This window comes from Roseibium limicola (assembly GCF_017313085.1).
GTDB lineage: Bacteria > Pseudomonadota > Alphaproteobacteria > Rhizobiales > Stappiaceae > Roseibium > Roseibium limicola.
On sequence record NZ_JAFLNF010000002.1, the window covers coordinates 459,899 to 476,666 of the forward strand.

10 protein-coding genes are annotated in these 16,768 nt (G+C 58.1%); 7 read left to right on the forward strand and 3 right to left on the reverse strand.

Annotated features, from left to right (window positions below):
• Position 1: 1 nt before the first annotated feature.
• The 3 genes from J0X15_RS05575 to J0X15_RS05585 form a co-directional block, all read right to left on the reverse strand.
• Entirely contained in the window at positions 2-2,554 is a 2,553-nt protein-coding gene (locus tag J0X15_RS05575) for an HWE histidine kinase domain-containing protein (RefSeq protein ID WP_206938813.1), read from the reverse strand.
• 348 nt (positions 2,555-2,902) lie between these two features.
• Positions 2,903-3,457: a biliverdin-producing heme oxygenase gene (locus tag J0X15_RS05580; RefSeq protein ID WP_206938815.1), complete on the reverse strand. Its 555-nt coding sequence runs from the start codon at positions 3,455-3,457 to the stop codon at positions 2,903-2,905.
• 162 nt (positions 3,458-3,619) lie between these two features.
• The gene (locus J0X15_RS05585) at positions 3,620-4,105 is read right to left on the reverse strand and encodes an Lrp/AsnC family transcriptional regulator (RefSeq protein ID WP_206938817.1); all 486 of its coding nucleotides are present in this window, start codon (positions 4,103-4,105) and stop codon (positions 3,620-3,622) included.
• A 93-nt stretch (positions 4,106-4,198) separates the two neighbouring features.
• On the opposite strand from J0X15_RS05585, the gene putA reads away from it, so the two are divergent.
• The 7 genes from putA (at position 4,199) to J0X15_RS05620 (ending at position 16,682) form a co-directional block, all read left to right on the forward strand.
• Positions 4,199-7,675: a bifunctional proline dehydrogenase/L-glutamate gamma-semialdehyde dehydrogenase PutA gene (gene putA / locus J0X15_RS05590; RefSeq protein WP_206939291.1), complete on the forward strand. Its 3,477-nt coding sequence runs from the start codon at positions 4,199-4,201 to the stop codon at positions 7,673-7,675.
• A 220-nt stretch (positions 7,676-7,895) separates the two neighbouring features.
• Positions 7,896-8,777 (forward strand): helix-turn-helix domain-containing protein, encoded by an 882-nt coding sequence (locus J0X15_RS05595; RefSeq protein ID WP_206938819.1) that lies wholly within the window; start codon positions 7,896-7,898, stop codon positions 8,775-8,777.
• Between the two features lie 164 nt (positions 8,778-8,941).
• Positions 8,942-11,110 carry a TonB-dependent siderophore receptor gene (locus J0X15_RS05600; RefSeq protein WP_206938821.1) on the forward strand — a complete coding sequence of 723 codons (2,169 nt, stop codon included), beginning with the start codon at positions 8,942-8,944 and terminating at the stop codon, positions 11,108-11,110.
• A 29-nt stretch (positions 11,111-11,139) separates the two neighbouring features.
• Positions 11,140-11,955: an ABC transporter ATP-binding protein gene (locus J0X15_RS05605; protein ID WP_206938823.1), complete on the forward strand. Its 816-nt coding sequence runs from the start codon at positions 11,140-11,142 to the stop codon at positions 11,953-11,955.
• A 44-nt stretch (positions 11,956-11,999) separates the two neighbouring features.
• The gene (locus J0X15_RS05610) at positions 12,000-12,854 is read left to right on the forward strand and encodes an iron-siderophore ABC transporter substrate-binding protein (RefSeq protein WP_206938825.1); all 855 of its coding nucleotides are present in this window, start codon (positions 12,000-12,002) and stop codon (positions 12,852-12,854) included.
• A gap of 67 nt (positions 12,855-12,921) precedes the next feature.
• A complete protein-coding gene (fhuB, locus tag J0X15_RS05615; protein ID WP_206938827.1) occupies positions 12,922-14,877 on the forward strand; it encodes a Fe(3+)-hydroxamate ABC transporter permease FhuB in 1,956 nt (651 codons plus the stop codon).
• A 68-nt stretch (positions 14,878-14,945) separates the two neighbouring features.
• The gene (locus tag J0X15_RS05620; protein ID WP_206938829.1) at positions 14,946-16,682 is read left to right on the forward strand and encodes an ABC transporter ATP-binding protein; all 1,737 of its coding nucleotides are present in this window, start codon (positions 14,946-14,948) and stop codon (positions 16,680-16,682) included.
• Positions 16,683-16,768: the final 86 nt, after the last annotated feature.

Below are 16,768 nucleotides of genomic sequence, written 5' to 3' on the forward strand. Positions count from 1 at the left end.
CTCAGTCGTCGAGATCCATCTCCGACCCCAAAGCTTCGACCAGCGACTGTTTTGAGAAAGGCTTGCTCAGCAGCGGCACGTCTTCAAAGTTGTTCTTGTCCATCAGAGACGTATCATCGTAACCGCTGGCAAAGATGAACGGCACCTGCATTTTCAGCAGCAATTCAGCCACCGGGAAGCTGGTTTCCTTGCCAAGATTGATATCCAGGATTGCCAGGTCGAACTCATTTGCCTCGATCGCATTGAGAGCCGAGCTGACATTGTTCGCCAGGATGATTTCCTTGAAGCCGATTTCCCGCAGCATATCTTCGCCATCCATGGCGATGATCACATTGTCTTCCACCAGCAGGACCTTGGACTTTCGCGCCCCTACAGAAATGACTTTCGGCGACGGCAGGTCCTCTATGGACAGTTTCGGTGATTCGCTGGCATCTCCAAGCTCGCAATAGGCTGCGGGCAGCTTGAAAGAGGCGCGAACGCCTTCTGCAGGGTAGTTGATTTGCGATTCACCCTGGAGCTCATGCGGAACAGAATGCTCAATGATGGTGGATCCAAACCCACGGCGTCTCGGCGGAGTTACAGCGGGTCCATTGCTTTCGAGCCACGCGATCGAGACGGCCCCATCGGTTTCCAGCACCCACGATATCCGAAGCTTGCCTTCAGGCACCGACAAGGCCCCGTACTTTGCCGCATTGGTGACCATCTCGTGCATCACCAGGGCGACGGTGGAGAACGCCTGCGGTGCCAGCATGACGTTGACGCCGACAAGCTCCACCTGAAGATCAAGGGTGTCCGAATAAGCCCGGACCTCATTTTCCAGAAGATCGCGCAGAGCACCCGGTGCCCAATTCGCCTGGGTTATCTGGTCGTGCGCCCGTGCCAGCGCCTTGATACGACCGTTGACCGTACTCGTAAAATGATCCAGGTCGCGGGCGTTGTGCCGCGACTGGGAGATAACCCCCTGGATCAATGTGAGGATATTGCGGACCCGGTGGTTCAGCTCTGCAATCAGTGTGTCCTGACGCTGATTGGCCTGCTGATGCAGCCGATCGTTGGCATCGACGGATCTGAGAATGACCTCCAGCAGCGTGGTCCGGATAATTTCGGTGATCTTGAGATCCGACTTGCTCCAGTGCTCAGCCTGACCAGTGACGTTCTCTTTCCATGCTTCGAAGCTTTTGCGCGGCGTCAGTCTGGCTCCATTCGGACCATATTCAACCGACTTTTCCGGGTTGCCCCCCCAGGTCACCGACTGAACAACTTCACCGCGGAAGAACAGCAGGTAGTCGCGGGGACGGCGCGAAACGGGGATGGCCAGAACGCCTGGAATTCTAAGCGTAAAATCGCTTTCCCCCAGCAAAGAAGAAAGCTTGTGACTTGAGAATACCTTGCTGGCTGCTGATCGGTTGAGCAGCTTGCGCAACGAGGTGACTTCCTCGGAGCTCGCCGAGAGACCGATGCTTGCATAATTTTCATCAATCAGAATACCGACGCCATCACAGCCGACCACATCCATGAAGGGTTCCAGATAGCCCTTCAGGTTGTCAAACACAGACCCCTCCACGCTGATCCCGGCCATGATCCGATCGTGGAGCTCACGTGCCTGAGCCTCGACCGCAAGCAATTCGTCTTGCTCGCGCTTGGCCACCTCGCGGGAGAACATCTGCGAAAACAGCTCAGCAGCCGTTCGTCGGTCAAAGCGGATCAGCTTGGGCTCATAATGATGGCAGGCAAACAGGCCCCACAATTTCCCGTCGACAATGATGGAGATAGACAGCGACGCCTGCACCCCCATGTTGCGCAGGTACTCCAGGTGGATTTCGGAAACCGAGCGAGAGACACTCAATGATAGATCCAGCGGCCTGCCGTCATAGCGAAACTCAGGAACAAGCTTGGAAACCTCGCCGTTCACATCGGCAATGATACGAAAGTGATTGCGTAGATACAGCGCCCGCGCCTGCGGCGGAATATCATATGCCGGGTAGCGGAGCCCCAGAAAGCTGTCGACCTGCGGCGCACGCGCCTCCGCAACCACTTCGCCAGACCCATCCGGCAAAAACCGATAGACCATGACCCGGTCAAAATCGGTCACAAACCGAACCTGTCGCGCGGCCTGCTGCAAAAACTTCGAAAAAGTCCCGCCTTCCACGAGCCTGTTCATCATGGATCGAACGACCGACATGGCCTCCATGCGGCCTGACGCATCCGACAGTTCGATTTCGATGATGATCAGGTCTTCTGATTTGTGCAGCGCTATATCGAAGCTGCGGCCGTCGCCAAACACGTCAACGCCGAACAGCCGTTCACTGGCGTCAGTGAACTGCAGCCATTGCAGACGCGATCGGATCTCGTGCAGACAATCGCTGGCGAAGAGATCCGCAGCCGGCATACCAAGCAGATCATCAACTGTTTGATCGACGAATTTCGGGACATTCTCGCTGACATGCGACAACAGCCAATCATTGGAAAAAGCAAACAGGCATCCGAAAGCCTGGACTCCCCCGAGCTGGTGGATAGGCTCGCGTTCACAACTTTCCAAATCAACAGTCTGCATTAAACTCGACTACCCTGACGCTTCCTTCAGATACCCATTGTATCCGATCAACCTGGGGGACGGTCAAAGGCGTGGTGCCGACATCTATTGCTTCAAAACTGCAGCTTAACGATGCAGTTCACAAGACAACGGAAAAACGAACCGCCCCTTTGGTCCGATATCCGCTCGTCCCGACGTCATAGAATATCGCCTGAGGTCAACCGGGTTTCAAATTAATTATCGTCTGAGCGCCTCTTAGCCTGTAGAAAATAATCCAAAAGCACGTAAAAGTTGAGATTCCAACCCTAACAATATGAAATATATAAGAGAAAATACGTACCACCCGGCAATCTAAGGCCGATGCGCACATCAATATTGCGACAAAAACGCCTGAAACGCTTTCTCGGCCCCGCGAACCATTCCGTTGCGATCCTGCAAAGACTGATCTGCCTCCGTTAGCGCAATGACAAAGTCGGGCCAAAACCTGCAGGTGGCTGATTCGGACAAAAATGCCGAGGCACGGGTATGATCAGATGCGCGAACCAGCATGCGAGCCCCGAGGCGTGATCCCTCGATCACATACAGGCCGCCCCAAATTTCCGCCTGACTATCGAAGGAAAACCCTGCCTGAACAGCTTCGTTGGCAGTAGTATCGCCAATTCCCAGACCGTTGAGATCGTTTTCAAGCAAGTCTGTACGTTTGCGGCTTTCCCAATCGCTCAGAACTGTGGCCGCGTCGGCCCGGTCCAGCGCCGCTTCAATTTGCGAGAAGCCCTTATGGAAAAAGGCTATAAGCGATGCAACACCAACCGTTGTCTCAAGGTCGTTATGCTCCGCCTGAACGTCAACAAGATCATGCAGAGCACGTGTCGCCCGGGAGAGATGGAAGCGGATGTCATCATCCGAAGCGCAATGTTTCGTCATGGAGCATATCCCGAAGCCGATGTGGCAAGCGTCTAGGGAGTTGACAGCCTTGTAGCTGCCGGAGGCAAGAGCCAACAATAAAGCCTACACCCCAGCATCAGCAAGAGTGTCTGAAACGACTGGGAACAGTCTGCCTCACGCCAGCCACTGCGAGTTCACTCTTCAACTCAAAGTCAGCGCAGTTTCCTTGACCGTTTCCATCGCCACAAAGGTAGAGGTGGAAGACACATGTGGCAGCGAGGAAATCTTTTCACTCATGACACGGCGGTATTCGGCAATATCGCGAGTACGAACCTTCAACAGATAGTCGTATCCACCGGCAATCATGTGGCACTCTTCGATCTCGGGCACCTTGACGACGGCTGCGTTAAAAGCCCGCAAGGCTGCCTCCCGAGTATCAAGCAGACGCGTCTCGACAAAAGCCACATGACTACAGCCAAGTTTCGATGGTGAAAGCGAAGCCCTATAGTTCAAAATGACGCCTTCCGTTTCAAGCCGCCGAACCCGCGCCAGCACCGGTGTTTTGGACAGTCCGACTTGCTCTGCCAGACTGGTCATGGAAACTCTGCCGTCTACCGCCAGAATATTCAGAATCGCCTGGTCGATACGATCCAGTTCCACGGCTTCACTTGAACTGTCATTGGGCATTATTTTGGTCGCTTAAACTTTAATAATCTTATTTTCAGACGAACCGCTTGGTTCAACCGAGATATGATAGCGAAAATGCTATTGGAGGCAATGATGCTTGCAGCTCACGATCAGCTCGACCTAATCGAGAACCTAAAACTTCAGGATGAAACAACCCTCCTTCGCCGTCTGGCACAGGAAGCTGATCTGGGCCCTGACGACCGAAATCGGATCGTCACTGCTGCCGCCGACCTGGTGCGCAGAATCCGGACCAACGACAGCCTCGGGCTGATGGAAGTGTTCCTCGCCGAGTACGGTCTGTCGACTGAGGAAGGCATCGCCCTGATGTGCCTTGCCGAAGCGCTGCTGCGTGTTCCCGATGCACAGACGGTCGATGATCTGATTGAAGACAAGATCGTTCCCTACAACTGGTTCAGGCATCATGGTCACTCAAAGTCGGCTCTGGTCAATACCTCCACGATCGGATTGGCTCTGACCAGCAAGGTTTTGAACGGGCAAAAACCGGGTCTCGGCGGAATTGTACGTGGTGCTGTCAAACGTCTGGGCGAACCGGTCATCCGCACCGCCGTCGCGCAAGGCATGCGGGAAATGGGTCGCCAGTTCGTTCTTGGCGAAACAATCAAGAAGGCAATGGAACGTGCCGCGCGGCAGGAAGCCAAGGGCTTCACCTATTCCTACGACATGCTCGGCGAAGCCGCCATGACGGCCAAGGACGCCGCTGCCTACCTCGGCAGCTACGCCACCACAATCAAATCGCTCACGCCAGCTTGCAAAAAGCCTGACATGCGCGACAATCCCGGCGTCTCCGTCAAACTGTCGGCGCTTCACCCGCGCTACGAAGTGGCAAAGGAAGAGCGCGTTCTCTCCGAATTGGTACCGGTCCTGCGGGATCTGGCAGTCCAGGCCAAGGCCGCCAACATGAACCTCACCATCGATGCCGAGGAAGCCGATCGGCTGGTGCTGTCGTTGCAGGTAATCGAGCGCGTTCTGGAAGATGAGGCTCTGGCTGGATGGAACGGCTTCGGCGTCGTCGTCCAGGCTTATTCGCGTCGCGCTGGTGCGGTCATCGACTGGCTGCATCACACCGCCCAGCGTCTGGATCGCCAGATTACGGTGCGGCTCGTTAAGGGCGCATACTGGGATGCGGAGATCAAGCACTCCCAGGTCGAAGGCCTGCCGGACTTCCCCGTCTTCACTCGCAAGCCGTTCTCCGATGTCAGCTACATCGCAAACGCCCGCAAACTGCTGAGCATGACTGACCGGATCTACCCGCAATTTGCCACGCACAACGCCCACACAATGGCCGCAGTTCTGGAAATGGCAACCGGTGTAGACAAGCATAGCTTCGAATTCCAGCGCCTCCATGGTATGGGCGAAAAGCTGCACGAGATGGTGATGAAGGAGAACGGAACGCGTTGCCGCATCTACGCCCCCGTCGGCGCCCACCGCGACCTCCTCGCCTATCTGGTGCGCCGCCTGCTTGAGAATGGAGCCAACTCCTCCTTCGTCAATCAGATCGTTGACGAGCGCATTCCACCTGAGAAAGTCGTCTCCTGCCCCTTCGACGATGCAGAAGCCCTGGACTTCCAGCCCAACCCGATCCTGGTCACTGGGCCTAACCTGTTCGGCAAGGCGCGACGCAATTCGAAAGGCCTTGACCTCAAGAGCCGGACCGAGTTGGCCCGACTGGATCAACAGCGCCACCTCGAAACGCCTCTGACCGTCCAGTCGCTGATCGATGGGAACGTCTCCACCGACGAGGAAATCCCCGCGGTCAATCCGGCCAACGGCGAAATCATCGGCAAGATCTACACGGCAACACCGGCGGACATCGAGACGGCGCTCGCCGCCGCACATCCCTGGGCTGTGCCGGTTTCCGAGCGCGCTGATATTCTTCTGGCCGCCGCTGACCTTTACGAGGAAGCCGCCGCAACCTTCTTCTCGCTGCTGGCAACGGAAGCCGGAAAGACCATTGCCGATTGCGTCGGCGAGCTGCGGGAAGCCGTCGACTTCCTCAGATATTATGCCCGCAACGCGGTCGTAACCAACCCGATCGCCCCCATGGGCATCTTCACCTGCATCAGCCCCTGGAACTTTCCCCTGGCGATCTTCACAGGCCAGATCGCGGCCGCATTGGCCACGGGGAATGGCGTTCTTGCCAAACCGGCTGAACAGACCCCACTGATTGCCGCCCACGCGGTCAAGCTGCTGCATCGTGCCGGGGTTCCACTCAATGCGTTGCAGTTGGTCATTGGCGCAGGTCCCAAAGTTGGCGCTGCCCTGACCAGCGACCCACGTGTTGCCGGGGTCTCCTTCACCGGATCCACCGCAACAGCCAAGCGTATCCGCAAGGCGATGGCAGAACACATGGCACCAGATGCCCCGCTGATTGCCGAAACCGGCGGAATCAACGCCATGATCGTCGACAGCACTGCCCTGCCCGAACAGGCCGCACGTGATGTGACGGCCTCCGCCTTTCAGTCCGCTGGACAACGCTGTTCAGCCCTGCGCTGCCTCTATGTGCAGGAAGACATCGCCCCCGCCTTCCTCGAAATGCTGAAAGGCGTGATGGACGAGCAGCTGCTCGGAGATCCCTGGCATCTGGAGACCGACATCGGCCCGGTGATCGATGCCGCCGCCAAGAAAACCATCGATGACCACATTGCCAAAGCCGCAGCAGAAGGTCGGCTTCTGAAGCAGGTCAATGTTCCCTCCCGCGGTACATTCGTCGGTCCGGCCCTGATCCGCATCAACGGCATCGAGGATCTGCAGCAGGAAATCTTCGGTCCAGTTCTGCACGTTGCCACCTACAAGGCGGACGATCTGGACAAGGTCATCGCCAACATCAACGGCAGCGGCTATGGCCTGACCTTCGGTCTCCACACACGCATCACCTCACGCGTTGAAACCGTTAGCGCACAGGTTGATGTCGGCAACGTCTACGTCAACCGCAACCAGATCGGCGCAATTGTGGGCAGTCAGCCCTTCGGTGGCGAAGGACTTTCAGGCACGGGGCCCAAAGCCGGTGGGCCGCATTACCTGTCCCGCTTCCACTCTCATCCGCTGGAGGCCTCGCTGGCCGCCACCACCGATGACGTGACACAGCCCGTCGATCTTGCTGAACTGCAGGCATTGATCCTCGCCTCCAACACGGATCGGTCTGCGGTCACGGAGGAACTGCCGGGGCCAACAGGTGAAACCAACCGCTTGTCCCGCATTCCCCGCCCACCGATCCTCTGTCTTGGACCAGGCGATGCCGCAGCCAACCGTCAACGTGACATTGTCGCCGCGATGGGAGGGAACGCGGTTGCCGCCGGTCAATCGCCAAAGCCCGAGGACCTCGCAAAACTTTCCGGGTACACCGGTCTGATCTGGTGGGGCGATGCAGAGACCGCACGGGCCTATGCGCGCGCCCTGTCGGAGCTCGACGGACCTATCTTGCCTCTCATCGGCGGCATGCCGGATGTCGGCCACGTCTTCTATGAAAGACATGTCTGCATCGACACAACGGCAGCCGGAGGCAATGCAGCCCTTCTGGCCCAGTCAGCCCAGATTGCCGGAAAGGCCTGATCGACGGCCTGAGCCTAGCAACTACGACCGCCGCTTCTCACTCGTGGAAGCGGCGGTCGTTTACCTTTTGCGACCAAAAATGCCCACGGTCCCGAGCAAACTCTAAAACTTGACTGGTAGTTTCCGCTTTTTTCCGCTAGAGCGCAGGAACCAAGAGAGCAACTGCCCGCATGCCGAGCAGCTGTCGTGTTCAACCCTGCGCCCCGATCAGTCATCGCTCATGACCTTTCATCCCAACATGGACAGCCGAATTCAGGGTGTAACCCTGTTGGAGGATCTATGCTGCAGAGCCTGGCCTGGCTTGATCGCAGATGTCTGGAGCGTTGACTGCGCGATGGACGCAGCCGGCCAATATGTTTCCCGAGCACCACGCCTTTTCGTTCTGCTGGAGAGTTCCAAAGATCTCACTGTTCGTCTTCAGACCGCTTCCGATGCGGAGGAGGCTCATGTGATGACTGCGGAAAATCCGATCTGCTTCATTCCAGCGGAATTGCCTGTCTGGTCTCGCATCACCCCGGCAGGGCGGATGCGGCACCTGGACCTGCATCTGGACAGCGCTGCACTGTCCGAGCGCTTTGGTGGGCGCCTTGATCGTGAAGCTCTGGCAACCGCTGACTTTCACATCACAGACCCCCGCCTGCTGCAACTGTCCCGCCTGATCGCGGAAGAGACCATAAATCCGAGTGGACTCGATGATCTCTACGGCGAAAGTCTGGTCACCAGCCTGATCACTGTTTTGGCCAAGATCCAACCAGCCGATGATGCAGCTCGTGGCAAGCTGCCTCCGCGCCATCTACGCAAGGTGATGGATTACATCGCCACAAACTACGCCCGAAATATTGCCTTGAAGGAACTCGCGGATCTTGTCGGGCTGTCCCCCTCCTACTTTTCGGAGGCCTTCAAGCGGTCCACCGGCCTGCCCCCACATCGCTGGCAAATGGCCAAGCGGGTGGAAGAGGCAAAGCGGATGCTGAAGGAGAAAGACATGAGCCCTACAGAGGCGGCAATCGCTGCCGGCTTTTCTGATCAGGCGCATTTCACCCGTGTTTTCCGTCGCTTCGAGGGCACCACGCCAGCTGCCTGGAGACGCTCGAAATCCTAGCTGTGAGGTGGGGTAAAGGCCAAAACATCCGGGTTTTGTTCAAGGAACCGGAATTTCAAACAATCGCGAAACATTAACATGAGTTAATCACTCCGAATTACCAACAGCTGCGACAAGGCTGTACCTTCCCCAGTCGCAGCTATTCTCCAAAAAAATCGGGGCTAATGACTATGACAAGGGGCATCTTTGCTGCCGTGCTGATGGGCAGCACCGCGCTCACCGCTTCCACTGCCTGGGGGCAAAGTGCGAATGTGGCGCTCGAGCAGGTAACGGTTGACACGCTCAACCAGACCACTGCAACCGGCGAAGTCGAAGGCTATGTGGCCGACGCAACGCTGACCGGCAGCAAGACAGCAACACCGCTGAACGAAGTGCCGCAGTCCGTTTCCGTCATCGGCGAAGAAGAATTTACCGACCGCGGAGCAACCAAGGCCGATGAAGCCCTGCGCTACACCGCCGGCGTCTTCACCCAACCCTTCGGTTATGACAGCGACACCAATTGGATCTTCATCCGTGGTTTCCAGGCAACCGCAGATGGCGCCTATCTGGATGGCCTGCAGAACTACAGCTACGCTTTCGGCGGCCTCTTCGTGGACAGCTTCCTGCTCGAGCGGATCGAAGTTCTGAAGGGAGCCTCCTCGGTCCTCTATGGCGGCTCCAATCCGGGCGGTATTGTCAACTACGTCTCCAAAAAGCCAACAGGCGAGCGCATTCGCTACGTCGAGACCGGCATCAATGACGCTGGCACAGGCTACTTCGGCTTCGACATTGGCGACAGCTACAAGGACGAGTTCGACTTCCGCGTGCTTGGCAGGTTGCAGGGCGGCGATGGCTACTCGGATTTTGAAGACGGCGTTCGCGGCACCATCAGCCCGAGCCTGACACTGCATCTGAACGATGCCACCAAGCTGACGTTGCTCGCCAATTTCACCGGCATTGATGAAACCCACAACGGCGGCGCCTTCCTGCCCTACGAGGGTACCGTTGTTGACGCCTCTTTCGGCCGTATTGACCGCGACGCCAACTTCACCGAGCCGGGACTGGACTACTACAAGCGTGACCAGGCTTCCATCGGCTACGAGTTCGAGCATGAGTTCAACGCCGACTGGACCTTCCGCCAGAATGCCCGTTACACTCATGCGGATGTTTCCGAGCACAGCATTTACGGCAACGGCTACGAAGCCGGATCCAGCACACGTCTGAGCCGCATCAACTTCGAGCATGATTCCGAAGTCAGCACTTTCCTCGTCGACAACCAGATTGAAGGCAAGGTCCTGACTGGCCCGATCGAGCACCGCGTGTTGGGTGGCATCGACTACAAATACTACAATCTGAACCAGGTTCAGGCTTCCGCCCTGTTCGGCACCACCACGTCGATCGATGTGGTCAACCCGGTCTACGGCGCTACGCAGACCTTGCCGGTCAGCTACACCAACCAGGACCTGTTCCAGAAACAGCTCGGCTTCTACGCTCAGGATCAGTTGCGCTTCGGTGACGGCTGGATTGTCACCCTGAATGGGCGCCATGACAGTGTCTGGACCAACACCCAGGATGGACCGACGTTCTACTCCCCGACCCAGGACAACCGGAACGAAAGCTTCGACAGTGCCTTCTCCGGTCGTGCAGGTCTGGCCTATGAGTTCAACAATGGTCTGACGCCTTACGCCAGCATTGCAAGCTTCTTCAACCCGCAGATCGGCACAACCCAGTTCGGCAACATGTTCGAACCGGAAACCGGCACCCAGTATGAAGTCGGAATCAAATACCAGCCGACATTCATGGATGCCTTGCTGACGGTCTCCGCATTCGACCTCACCCGTCAGAATGTCCTGACCACGGATCCAACCAACGCCTTCGCGCAAATCCAGACCGGTGAGATCCGCTCGCGCGGGATCGAGATCGAAGCCAAAGGCAAGATCACCCAGAACCTGATGGCAACTGCCGCCTTCACAGCCTACGACCTTGAAATCACCAAGGACACCAACGCTGCGATCGTCGGAAACACGCCTTACATTGTTCCGGAAATCATGGGCTCTGTCTGGCTTGAGTACGGTTTTGATGAAGCCATCTTCAACGGTGCGCTCGACGGTCTCTCGGTTGGCGCAGGTCTACGTTATGTCGGTGAAAGCTGGGCAGACCAGGCAAACACCCTCAAGGTTCCGGATGTCACCCTGGTCGACGCGCATGTCGGCTACGGCAAGGACAACTGGGGTGTCGACCTGAACGTCAACAACGTGTTTGACGAGACCTATGTCGCGTCCTGCCAGACCTCCACCGCTTGCGCTTATGGCGAAGGCCGTGTGATCAAGCTGAAGCTGCACGCAACCTGGTAAGACCCAGGGGGAAAGAACAAGGGACGACCATGACCTCAGCCAACGGCAACGCTGCCGGACAGCCAAAGGACACGCCCCTGTTCCACCTGCAGGGCATTCGGTTTCAACGTCAGGGGCGGGACATCATCCCGCCCTTGGATCTTTCTCTTCAGCGCGGCAAGGTCTACGGCCTGATCGGGCTGAACGGCTCCGGCAAGTCGACGCTGCTCAATCTGCTGGCCCGCCAGCTTGCTCCCTCCTCCGGCTCCCTGCTGTTTGAAGGCAAGTCGCTGGAAGGATACGGCGATAAAGAGCTTGCCCGTCGACTGGCTTACATGCCGCAATTCACCCCACCAGCTGATGGCATGACCGTGACGGACCTCGTCGCGCTTGGACGGTTCGCCTGGCACGGCACTTTGGGGCGCTTTTCAAAGTCCGACGACGAAATGGTTCACTCCGCCCTTGCGGCAACCGGCTTGCTGACTTACGCGTCTCGCCCGGTTGACAGCCTTTCTGGTGGCGAACGCCAGCGCGCCTGGCTGGCCATGATGGTGGCGCAGGACACCGGCTGTCTTCTCCTCGATGAACCGACGTCCGCCCTCGATATTCCCCACCAGGTCGAAATGCTGCAGCTCGTCCGCCGCCTGTCTCGCGAACGGGGCTTGAGCGCGATTGTCGTGCTGCATGACATCAACATGGCAGCGCGTCTGGCCGATCAGCTTATCGCTCTGGAACAAGGCCGAGTAATTGCTGCCGGCCCACCGGAGGACGTGATGCGCGAGGATGTTCTCGCCCGCATCTACGGTCTGGATATGGGCATCTTCAATCATCCCGACACCGGCGCGCCCATCGGCTTTGTCAAATGAGACACCCTGTAGCGCCCCTCAGCCGCAGAAGAATACTGCAAGCCATGGCCGCAAGCTTGCCGCTTGGCCTGTGGTCCTCCGCTGGCCTTGCTGCCGACAGGCCAAAGCGTATCGCTGTTGTTGACTGGGCACTTCTGGAAACAGTTTTGGCGCTTGGCCTGACGCCTTTGGCTGCCACCGAGTTGCGGCAATACCGCCGCCTGTCTCTTGGCAAGACCTTGCCACAATCGACGGTCGATCTTGGACTGCGTGGCGCACCCAACTACGAACTCCTTCTGACTTCCAACCCCGACCTCATCCTGATTTCCCAGTTTTATGAGGGCATGCGCGGTCTGTTGGAGAAAATTGCCCCAGTAGCCTCCGTCACAACCTATGAGCCCGGCAGCCCAGCGCTGACACTCGCCAAGAAGGCAACGCAAAGCCTCGGCGAGATCCTTTTTCTGGAAACCGAAGCCGAGAAGCTGGTGGCGGCAACAGATAAAACCCTGCAAGCCTACCGTGAGCAGCTAAATTCCCTCGGCGGTCGTCCGGTCTATGCCATCAATCTGGGTGACAGCCGCCATTTCCGGGCGTTTGGTTCCGACAGTCTCATCGGCGGGGTGGTCGCAGGCCTCGGACTGCAAAATGCCTGGGATGGCCAGACCAGTTATTCCGCTTCCGCACCCGTTCCTCTAACCGCGCTTGCCAAGCATCCGGAGGCAGCACTTGTCATCGTCGGACCTGTCGCCAGTGATATCGTTGAGGGTATCCAGAGAAGCCGCCTTTGGTCGGCATTGCCGATGGTCCGTGAGAACCGAACGGTCTGGCTGGGCGCTCACAATCATTTCGGCGCATTGCCGACTGCCATTGCAATTGCAAGTGAAATGGCACAGGGCCTGAAAAGGCTGGCCCATGGCTAACCTCGCTTCAACCTCACCCACGACGACACCAACCGTTCCCCGCCCCCCTCTGTCAGGACTAGGCATTTTGCCCGTTTCGCTTTTGGGTCTGGCACTGCTGTTTGCTACGGTACGTGTGATGTTGGGCTCGCCGGCCTCACCGGAACAATGCGACCTCGCCTGTCGACTGGACACTGTTGCATTTTCCTATTCGCTGCTTCCGCGCATTCTCATGGGCTTCCTCGCAGGCGGAGCTCTCGGCCTGTCCGGCGTTCTGCTGCAACGTGTTCTACGCAACCCTCTTGCTGAACCAGCCACGCTGGGCATCACGGCCGGGGCGCAATTCGCCCTCGCCCTTGCCACTTTGCATGTCCCTGTCTTGCTGGTGTTTGGCCGTGAGGGCGCAGCCCTGCTCGGGGGCCTGATCGCCGTTTCCCTGCTGCTCGCTCTGACCTGGCGTCGTGGGCTCGACCCGATCGCCGTTGTTCTCGCCGGCATGATGATTTCACTGATGTCCGCAGCCGCCACAGCCACATTGATCATCTTCAACGGCGACTATGTCTTTTCGCTCTTCGTCTGGGGTGGTGGATCTTTGGTCCAGCAGGATTGGTACCCGGCACAGGTGATCGCCGCAGTCTTCGTTCTGACTGCCATGGCTTCCGCTTTGCTTCTGCGACCGCTGGCCATTCTCGGCCTTGATGACAAAAGCGCCCGCAGTCTCGGTTTGGCAGTGACGTCCATGCGGCTCGGCGTCCTCGGGCTCGCCACGCTCCTGGCCTCAATCGTCACCGCCCACTTGGGGATCATCGCCTTTATCGGCCTCGCTGGACCGGCCTTTGCAAGGCTAGGCGCCCAGCGCACTATGGGCCAGCATATTGCGGCCGCGCTGGTGATTTCTGCGGCCCTTCTGTCGCTGACCGACAGCATTCTGGCGCTGACCATCGGGCTCGACTACGACCGGGTGCCCGCCGGTGCTGTCACCGCTTTGCTTGGTGGGCCCTTGCTTCTGTGGCTTCTGCCCCGTCTCTCCATGCTGCAACCAGGTGAAAAACCGACAAGTGCCGCGCAAGCCGCCCCGGCCATCCATGCCCCCGGAAAGATCTTACTTGGGTTGGCCATTGGCCTGGCCCTGATCTGCGTCATCGGTCTGTGTGTCGGAAGAGGCCCCGATGGCTGGCATTTCAGCCTTGGTTCTCAGCTTGCCGACATGCTGCCGTGGCGCCTTCCGCGTTTGATTGCAGCACTGAGTGCCGGCGCCCTTTTGGCCGGGGCCGGATTGATCCTGCAAAAGCTGACCGGAAATGCGCTCGCCAGTCCTGAAGTTCTCGGCATTGGCGCATCCAGCGGCGTCGGTCTCTGTCTGCTTCTACTGGTTGCTCCCTTTGCCTCCCCACCGCTGAAACTGCTCTGCGCCAGCGTTGGCGCATTCATCGGGCTCGGCGTGATCCTGCTGCTGTCCCGACGCAATGGTTTTAACCGAGAGCGATTGCTCCTGGCCGGCGTCGCAATCGGAGCCTTTGCCAGCGCCATCCTGTCTGCCGTCATCGCGATGGGAACACCGGTCTCCTTTCAGCTCGTCGTCTGGCTCAGTGGAGCAACCAATGACATCACCCTTTCCGGTGCCCTCGCCATCGCAGCCGGAGTTGTCGTTCTGGTCCCGCCGCTGATACTTGTCGCCCGATGGCTGGATCTGCTCTCACTGGGCGACATGACCGCCCGCGCAGCCGGACTATCGTTGGCACCGGCTCGTGGCGTCCTGATCGTACTGGCAGCCTTGATGAGCGCACTGGCGACACTGACAGTCGGCCCGTTGAGCTTTCTCGGCCTTGTGGCACCTCATCTGGCGCGTCTGCTCGGGCTCTCCCGCGGTCGTGGCCATATTCTCGCCAGTCTGGCGCTTGGCGCAGCCCTGCTTGGTCTATCCGACTGGCTCGCCCGTATGCTGGCCTTTCCCTACCAGTTGCCATTGGGCCTGTTCGCCAGCCTGTTGAGTGGGCCATACTTGATATGGCTTTTGTGCAACGGAAGAGGGAATTCGCGTTAGCCGCAATCGACCGCTCGCCACCGCAGCCCTATAAGCAATTCACCTTACCCAACCCAGTTCAGGACCTCATGCTCAAGCGTTTCGCCGCCTATTACGCGCCCTATAAGAACCTGTTCTATCTGGACTTCGGCTGTGCCGTTCTCGCCGGGTTGCTGGAACTCACGTTCCCGGTGGCGGTAAAGGTCTTTGTCGATGACTTTTTGCCTTCGGGGAACTGGCAGTTCATCGTGTTGGCAGCGATAGGCCTGCTGGTGCTGTATCTGGCAAACACCGCCCTGACGGCAATTGTCGTCTATTGGGGCCACATGCTTGGCATCAACATTGAAACCGACATGCGCCGCAAGGCATTCCAGCATCTGCAGAAGCTCTCCTTCCGCTTCTACGACAATCAAAAGACCGGGCATCTGCTTGCACGCGTCACCAAGGATCTGGAAGAAATCGGCGAAGTGGCCCATCACGGTCCGGAGGACCTGTTCATTGCGGTCATGACTTTTATCGGCGCGTTCATGCTGATGCTTTGGGTCAACGTGCATCTGGCCCTTCTGACCGCTCTGATCGTACCGGCCGTCGCCTTTGTCACCAGCCGCTATGGCAGCCGCATGACAACCAACTGGCGCGCCCTTTATGCTCGCGTTGGCGACTTCAATGTCCGGGTAGAGGAAAATGTCGGCGGCATGCGACTGGTTCAGGCCTTTGCCAATGAGGAGCACGAACGCGAACTCTTCGCGCTCGACAACGCCAACTACCGCAAGACCAAGCTTGAAGCCTACAAGATCATGGCCGCCTCCACCTCGCTCAACTACATGAGCATGCGTCTGGTGCAGCTGGTCATCATGTTGGCCGGCAGTTATCTCGTCATTATAGAACATCTGACGTACGGCGGCTTCGTCGGCTTCCTGTTGCTGGTAACCGTGTTCTTCCGGCCCATCGAAAAGATCAACTCAGTCATCGAGACCTACCCGAAGGGTATCGCCGGTTTCCGCCGCTATCTCGACCTGATGGAAACCCAGCCAGACATCGCAGACCGGCCCGATGCACAAGCCGTCTCGCATCTGACCGGCGCAATCAGATACGACAACGTCGGCTTCGGCTATTCCGAGTCGCGAACCGTTCTTAATGGCGTCGACCTGACGATCCAGCCGGGCGAGACAGTGGCCTTCGTCGGCCCATCTGGCGCTGGCAAGACAACCTTCTGCTCGCTCCTGCCGCGCTTCTATGAAGTCTCCGACGGTGCCATCAGCATCGACGGCATCGACATTCGCGACATGACCATGTCGTCCCTGCGCCGACAGATAGGCATCGTTCAACAGGACGTCTTCCTTTTTGGCGGTTCACTGCGTGAAAACGTTGCCTATGGCCGGATTGGCGCCAGTGATGAGGAGATCCTGCAGGCCATAGAAAGTGCCCGTCTGACCTCCGTCTTGCAGGAAATGCCCGAAGGTCTGGACACAGTCATCGGCGAGCGAGGGGTGAAACTCTCCGGCGGTCAGAAACAACGCATGGCCATCGCGCGTATCTTCCTGAAAGACCCGTCAATCCTGATCCTGGATGAGGCCACCTCCGCACTGGACACCCAAACCGAACGGGAAATTCAGGCAAGTCTGGATGACCTGTCCCGCGAACGGACAACATTGATCATCGCCCATCGTCTGGCGACCATCAAAAAGGCAGACCGGATCGTCGTGGTGGATCAGGGCCAGATTCTCGAACAAGGCTCCCATTCGGAGCTGCTGGCAAAGAATGGCCGCTATCGCCAGATGCATGACGTGCAGTTTCTCCATCTGACACCGGAAGCCGCGCAGTAGGACAGCACGACACTGACATGAAAACCGCTCCTTCCACGAGCGGTTTTCACTGCCTGCCCCCGTAGAACTTCAACTCCTCAACCCTT

Excerpts from the sequence above, each read along its gene's own strand:
- J0X15_RS05575 (WP_206938813.1), bottom strand. The coding sequence starts at position 2,554 with ATGCAGACTGTTGATTTGGAAAGTTGTGAACGCGAGCCTATCCACCAG.
- J0X15_RS05580 (WP_206938815.1), bottom strand. The coding sequence starts at position 3,457 with ATGACGAAACATTGCGCTTCGGATGATGACATCCGCTTCCATCTCTCC.
- J0X15_RS05585 (WP_206938817.1), bottom strand. The coding sequence starts at position 4,105 with ATGCCCAATGACAGTTCAAGTGAAGCCGTGGAACTGGATCGTATCGAC.
- putA (WP_206939291.1), top strand. The coding sequence starts at position 4,199 with ATGCTTGCAGCTCACGATCAGCTCGACCTAATCGAGAACCTAAAACTT.
- J0X15_RS05595 (WP_206938819.1), top strand. The coding sequence starts at position 7,896 with ATGACCTTTCATCCCAACATGGACAGCCGAATTCAGGGTGTAACCCTG.
- J0X15_RS05600 (WP_206938821.1), top strand. The coding sequence starts at position 8,942 with ATGACTATGACAAGGGGCATCTTTGCTGCCGTGCTGATGGGCAGCACC.
- J0X15_RS05605 (WP_206938823.1), top strand. The coding sequence starts at position 11,140 with ATGACCTCAGCCAACGGCAACGCTGCCGGACAGCCAAAGGACACGCCC.
- J0X15_RS05610 (WP_206938825.1), top strand. The coding sequence starts at position 12,000 with ATGGCCGCAAGCTTGCCGCTTGGCCTGTGGTCCTCCGCTGGCCTTGCT.
- J0X15_RS05620 (WP_206938829.1), top strand. The coding sequence starts at position 14,946 with ATGCTCAAGCGTTTCGCCGCCTATTACGCGCCCTATAAGAACCTGTTC.